Source organism: Paracoccus niistensis (assembly GCF_042432925.1).
GTDB classification, from domain to species: Bacteria; Pseudomonadota; Alphaproteobacteria; order Rhodobacterales; family Rhodobacteraceae; genus Paracoccus; species Paracoccus niistensis.
This window is the reverse complement of sequence record NZ_JBHLWE010000018.1, coordinates 1-5,596: the sequence shown is the minus strand read 5'-3', so window position 1 is coordinate 5,596 and position 5,596 is coordinate 1. Positions and strand designations below refer to the sequence as shown.

9 protein-coding genes are annotated in these 5,596 nt (G+C 56.7%); 6 read left to right on the top strand and 3 right to left on the bottom strand.

Annotation, left to right across the window (positions count from 1 at the left end):
• The 3 genes from ACFFII_RS07155 to ACFFII_RS07145 form a co-directional block, all read right to left on the bottom strand.
• Nucleotides 1–298, bottom strand: a 298-nt coding sequence (locus tag ACFFII_RS07155; RefSeq protein ID WP_377698203.1) for a winged helix-turn-helix transcriptional regulator, incomplete at its 3' end; no start/stop codon positions are given.
• A 402-nt stretch (nt 299–700) separates the two neighbouring features.
• Entirely contained in the window at nt 701–1,081 is a 381-nt protein-coding gene (locus tag ACFFII_RS07150) for a type II toxin-antitoxin system VapC family toxin (protein ID WP_377698199.1), read from the bottom strand.
• Nucleotide 1,082: 1 nt separating this feature from the next.
• The gene (locus ACFFII_RS07145) at nt 1,083–1,331 is read right to left on the bottom strand and encodes an AbrB/MazE/SpoVT family DNA-binding domain-containing protein (protein ID WP_377698198.1); all 249 of its coding nucleotides are present in this window, start codon (nt 1,329–1,331) and stop codon (nt 1,083–1,085) included.
• A gap of 274 nt (nt 1,332–1,605) precedes the next feature.
• On the opposite strand from ACFFII_RS07145, the gene ACFFII_RS07140 reads away from it, so the two are divergent.
• The 6 genes from ACFFII_RS07140 to ACFFII_RS07115 form a co-directional block, all read left to right on the top strand.
• Nucleotides 1,606–2,172 (top strand): recombinase family protein, encoded by a 567-nt coding sequence (locus tag ACFFII_RS07140; protein ID WP_377698197.1) that lies wholly within the window; start codon nt 1,606–1,608, stop codon nt 2,170–2,172.
• Between the two features lie 225 nt (nt 2,173–2,397).
• A complete protein-coding gene (locus ACFFII_RS07135; RefSeq protein WP_446686938.1) occupies nt 2,398–2,967 on the top strand; it encodes a recombinase family protein in 570 nt (189 codons plus the stop codon).
• Nucleotides 2,964–3,263: a hypothetical protein gene (locus ACFFII_RS07130; protein WP_377698196.1), complete on the top strand. Its 300-nt coding sequence runs from the start codon at nt 2,964–2,966 to the stop codon at nt 3,261–3,263. The genes ACFFII_RS07135 and ACFFII_RS07130 overlap by 4 nt, the downstream gene beginning before the upstream one ends.
• Before the next feature lie 82 nt (nt 3,264–3,345).
• On the top strand, nt 3,346–4,200 hold the full coding sequence (locus ACFFII_RS07125) for a HamA C-terminal domain-containing protein (protein WP_377698195.1): 855 nt from the start codon (nt 3,346–3,348) through the stop codon (nt 4,198–4,200).
• Entirely contained in the window at nt 4,197–5,228 is a 1,032-nt protein-coding gene (locus tag ACFFII_RS07120; RefSeq protein WP_377698194.1) for a DEAD/DEAH box helicase, read from the top strand. The genes ACFFII_RS07125 and ACFFII_RS07120 overlap by 4 nt, the downstream gene beginning before the upstream one ends.
• Nucleotides 5,229–5,301: 73 nt before the next feature.
• Nucleotides 5,302–5,596: winged helix-turn-helix transcriptional regulator (locus ACFFII_RS07115; protein ID WP_377698200.1), on the top strand; the 295-nt coding region annotated here is incomplete at its 3' end.

Below are 5,596 nucleotides of genomic sequence, written 5' to 3'. Positions count from 1 at the left end.
CAGCAACCCGGTTGTAGGAGCCGGTAAACCCCAGTGCGACCAGATCGGCATGTAGCTGCGTCAGCGGGCGGCGCTGCTTGCGCGACTTCAAGGTCTCGGTCTTCAGCCAGCCTGCCAGCTTGCCGGCAAACGGGTCGAGCTTGCTGGGCCGCTCCGGCACCGTGAACTTCGGCTCGATCGTGCCCGCCTTCAGATACTTCCTGATGGTGTTGCGCGACAGCCCGGTCCGACGCGCGATCTCGCGGATCGGCAGCTTCTCTCGCAGGGCCATGCGGCGGATGACGTTCAAAAGTCCCATGTGGATCACTCCGATGCCCCCGTCGCTCACCGCGTTCGGAGGAAGGGTCACATGGGTCAAATCTCAGTGGAAATCAGGCGCCGTGCCGGGTCAGTTCCAAGTGGAAATCAACACGTGGCCGCATCGTTCCGGCAAAGGCGCCCGTATAAAGGGCGGGCCTCTGCTTCCACCTCTTCGGGACCGAGGTGTCGAGCCCCACAGCGTTTAGACTTTGGGGGCCGTCCCGCCGTCCTCGTCGACCGGTCTGAGAGGCTCGCCGCTCCCATTCATCACTGTCAGAGAACCCTGCCAGGAAATCAGATGTCTGGCATTCCCTTGCTCAGCTGCGATCCGGATACACTGATCGGCAACGGTGTCAGAGGTAAGCAGGAGACTGGATGCTGCATCTCGCAGATCGCTGCTCTACCTTCGGATCACCTCGACTTTCACGCCGACGTCGGCACTGCTCCAGGCCTGATCTGCCGTCAGAGCGGGAACGCCGAGTTCAGCCGCGAGCGCCAAGCCGGCACGATCCCCAAGCGAAAGGCCGAGGGTTCGCGTGGCGGGCCTGAGATGGCCGGTTGCGTAGGCCTGGGCAGGGGTGAACGGGCGGACATCAAGGTGAAGGCCGCCAAGTACCTCCTCCACCTCTTCGGCGCTCAGACCACGCTCCCGCAGCTTGGTAACGACCTCCGCGAGGTTCGCGGCGCCGATCACTGCCGAGGGCAGCGCCTCCGCTACGCGCTCCACGCCGGCCTCTCCGTTCAGCACGCAGAGCAGGGCGGAGGAGTCGAGCACCACCATCCTACTCACGCTCAGCCTCGCGTCTGCGGTCCGCAATTAGTTCGTCGGCCAGGGACACGCCTTCCGGCACATGGCGCCGCAGAATGGCCTGAGCTCGAGCGATGGCTTGCGTGAGCGAACGGACACGCAGTTCGCCGTCCTCAATATCGACAAGGACGGTATCGCCTGTGCTTATCCCGAGTTTCCGCCGCATCGGAGCTGGGATGATGAGCTTGCCTCCTTCGATGATCCTGACCCTCTGCGCAGTCATGTCATCCGCCCTCTTAAAACGTCATTAGCCATATTCATACCTAGTAGCTTACAATGGTACTGTCGTGCCAAACAAGCCATGATGAGGCAGTTGACACGATCATGCACTCGAAGAACCATCTGCACGGTACTCTACCGAAATAGTGTCAATTCGGGTATACGCTAGAAGAACAAACGCATCGGACGCCGGCGTGCGTCCGATCAGGGTTGCTTTGGAGGATTTCGAACAGTAGCGTGATCGGGTCTAGACCCCAACCGGACAGAAACGGCAGCTTATGACTCTTTACGGCTACGCTCGCGTGTCTACGACCGACCAGGATCTCTCGTTGCAGGAGGCTGCGCTGCGGGCCGCAGGCTGCCAGGTGATCCGGGCCGAGAAGAAGACTGGCGCCTCTCGCGAGGGCCGCGCCGAACTCGACATCCTGCTGCAGTTCCTGCGCCCGGGCGACACTCTTGTCATCACTCGCATTGACCGGCTGGCACGCTCCCTCAAGGACCTGCAGGACATCGTCTACGAACTGACAGCAAAGGGCGTGACCCTGAAGGCGACCGAGCAGCCGGTGGATACCGCGACCGCTGCCGGTAAGGCCTTCTTCGACATGCTAGGGGTTTTTGCCGAGTTCGAAACCAACCTGCGCCGCGAGCGGCAGATGGAGGGGATCGCCGCGGCCAAGGAGCGCGGTGTCTACAAGGGGCGCAGGCCGAAGATCGACCCTGCCGAGGTGCGGCGGCTGCATGTGCAAGAAGGGCTCAGTCCTACCGCCATCGCCAAGCGCCTCAATATTGCGCGTTCTTCAGTCTATAGGTTCTTGCCCACAGCCGTTTCCGCCGTTTGCAACTGAGATTTCCCATAAGCTATTGCTAACGATTTCGCATCCGAGAGACTCGTCGCAAAAATCAGAAGTCTTATTGTCCGTGACGGATCGTTAAGAGGACGGTCAGCTTGCCCCTGAACAGGCTCGTCGAAGGCCAACATTTGCTGATTGGACAGAATCTCAGATGAATGGTCCGATATTTTTTGCAATGAAGGGGCGGCTACTGTTACAGATCGGGCCATGTCACAGATCTTGATCGGCTACGCCCGCTGTTCCACCGACAAACAGGACCTTGCTGCGCAGAAGGGTATCCTTGCCAGCTTCGGGGTCGCCTCCGATCGCATCTACACCGACCACGGCTTTACCGGCACGAACCGCGCCCGCCCTGGTCTCGATCAGGCGCTTGCAGCCTTGCGGGAGGGTGACACGCTAGTTGTGCCGAAGCTGGACCGGCTGGCGCGCTCCGTCCCTGATGCCCGAGACATAGCCGACAACTTGGCCGCGCGCGGGATCAAGCTTCAGCTTGGCACCTCGATCCATGATCCAACTGATCCTATGGGCAAGCTGTTCTTTAACATCCTGGCCACCTTTGCCGAGTTCGAGGCTGACCTGATCCGCATGCGAACCCGCGAGGGCATGGCGGTGGCCCGCGCCAAGGGCAAGCTGCGCGGCAAGAAGCCGAAGCTGTCGGAGCGCCAGCAGCAGGAGCTGCGGCGCATGTATGACACCGGCAACTATTCCATCAGTGATCTGGCAGAGGTGTTTTCGATCTCGCGACCGACAGTGTATCGCACATTGGGCCGGCAGGCGGCGGCGGCGTGATGACGGACGATCCAAAGCCTCCCCGTCCACCGTCGCTGAAAAGCGAGACCCGTCAAACGAACTGGCGCCGCACCAACCTGCCAAAGTATCAGGCCCATCTTGCCGTCCAGCGGGCGCTCATGTCTGGCGCACTGGAAAAGCAGACCTGCGAGGTCTGCGGCGTTGCCAAGGTCGATGCTCACCACGACCGATACGATGAACCCCTGAACGTGCGGTGGCTATGCCGTAGCCATCACGTCAAGCTGCACCATTACGGTGAGGATATGTTTCCTGTCGGCCGCCTCGCAGATGATTGATCACAACAAGACAGTAGCGATCTGCCGAGAAGTCAGGATACGCTCCTGATTGATTGTAGCAGAGGAAGGAACGAGAAACTCCGTGCCAGCTCTTCCATGCCCGCCAGCATTTCTGGAAGTCCGTTCGACTGACATCAAACTACCGCCACATCTGCGGTCACTTTGCGCAGGTTTTGATCTTGGCAAATGGCGTCGAGATGAGCTGATCACGCACCTACTCAATTGGCTACCAAGTTTTTGTTTAACCGAGAAGGAGTATGCTGATCGTATAGCCATAGAACCCGCGACGATAATGGGTCAAGCCGCGCAGCGTCTTTACACAACCGAGAAGTATCAGCGCCGTGGAGAGATCGGAGAACTCCTACTTCATATTGCTTGTCGCCAGACATTCAAAACTGTTCCGGTCATTTGCAAACTTGTTTACAAAAGCTCCTATAATGACACCGTAAAAGGATTTGACATGGTTCATATGGTTCCCGCCGCAAATGACCTTGGCGCTGAAATTTGGTTGGGTGAATCGAAATTCTATCTTGATCCACAAGCTGCAATCAAGGAAGCCTTCAATTCAGTTATTGAACACCTCGATCCCAAGTTCTTGAAGCAAGAGAAATCTTTGATTGCAGGAAAAATCCCTGATGACCTGCCAAATAGAGAGGCAGTTGCGAGAGCGTTCTCAGATAGGGAGCGCCTTGACACTTTGATTTCCCACGGAATCTTTCCCATATTAATTGCGTATGATAGCAATTCAGTGAGAAATTATAGTTCAGAAAAAACATACCTAGAGAATTTAGCGTCGGAATTAGCTCCCCTCAAGAAATTTGCGGAGGAAGCCAAACTTCCACATCCTATCACCATACAGATTTTAGCAATACCACTGGGCGATAAGGCAGATTTTCAAGAAAGATTTGATGCCCGACTGAAAGGGTTTTTCACGTGAATCTTAAGGAGTTTCGTGAACGATTGAGCGCAGATCAGAGTCCGGATGCTCTGTTCGATTTAGGGCGGGGTATTGCGACTGAGATTGCGCTTAGAGGGCCGGAAAGCGCTGATGTCCTTGAAGCTGTAATCCGTCTGACGGATGCGATTGAGCGCATAGAAGCTGACATCCCACACGGCCTTCTAGATATGCAGAGCGCACTCCTTCGCCAAGCAGGATTGTTTCCTTACGCCGATCCCAATCACCTAACGTACCGAGATCAACTTACTTACGAAGCATATCGGTCGAGCTCAGATCAGCAGATCGTCTACCATCGAGAGCAGTTAAAGATCATTGAGCGGCTGGAAGATGGAAGGAACGTCATTCTGAGCGCGCCCACATCATTCGGGAAGTCGCTCATCATCGACATGCTTTGCGCCTCGGCTAAAAGGCGGAGGGTAGTCATTATTGTTCCAACAATCGCACTCATTGATGAAACAAAAAGGCGCTTGTTCGCTCGACTCGGTGATGATGTACAAATTATCTGGAATGAGCAGCAGGCAGCCGATCCTAATAGACGGCAGATTTACGTCCTAACTCAGGAACGTGCTTTGGCTAGGACCGATCTCACGCAGATTGATCTTCTTGTTGTTGATGAGTTCTACAAGATAGATGCCAAGGGGCAAGATCCTCGAACGGTCAGCTTAGGTCTGGCGGTGCGGCGACTAGTCCCGAAATCAAAGCAGTTCTTCATGCTTGGACCGATGATCTCGACTCTTCTTTGGCGTTCACCACGAGTCGAGTTCGAGTTCTTTCAGACCGACTTCCGAACCGTTGCAGTCGATATTGAACGCATTATCTTGGATGGCTCAACAGGAGCTATTGCATCGTTCGTGGCTGAAAAGGCGCTTCGTCCTACCTTGGTGTTCTGTTCATCGCCGGATCGTGCTCGGGACATGTGCCTTGCGCTGATTGAGCGGATGCCTATCGGCAAAGAGAGTGCAGATAGTGTTGATTTCCACTTGGAACTGACCCGGCACGGCGCCTGATTTCCACTGAGATTTGACCCATGTGACCCTTCCTCCGAACGCGGTGAGCGACGGGGGCATCGGAGTGATCCACATGGGACTTTTGAACGTCATCCGCCGCATGGCCTTGCGAGAGAAGCTGCCGATCCGCGAGATCGCGCGTCGGACCGGGCTGTCGCGCAACACCATCAGGAAGTATCTGAAGGCGGGCACGGTCGAGCCGAGGTTCTCGGTGCCGGAGCGGCCCAGCAAGCTCGACCCGTTCGCCGACAAACTGGCAGCCTGGCTGAAGACCGAGACCTTGAAGTCGCGCAAGCAGCGCCGCCCCCTGACGCAGCTACATGCCGATCTGGTCGCACTGGGGTTTACCGGCTCCTACAACCGGGTTG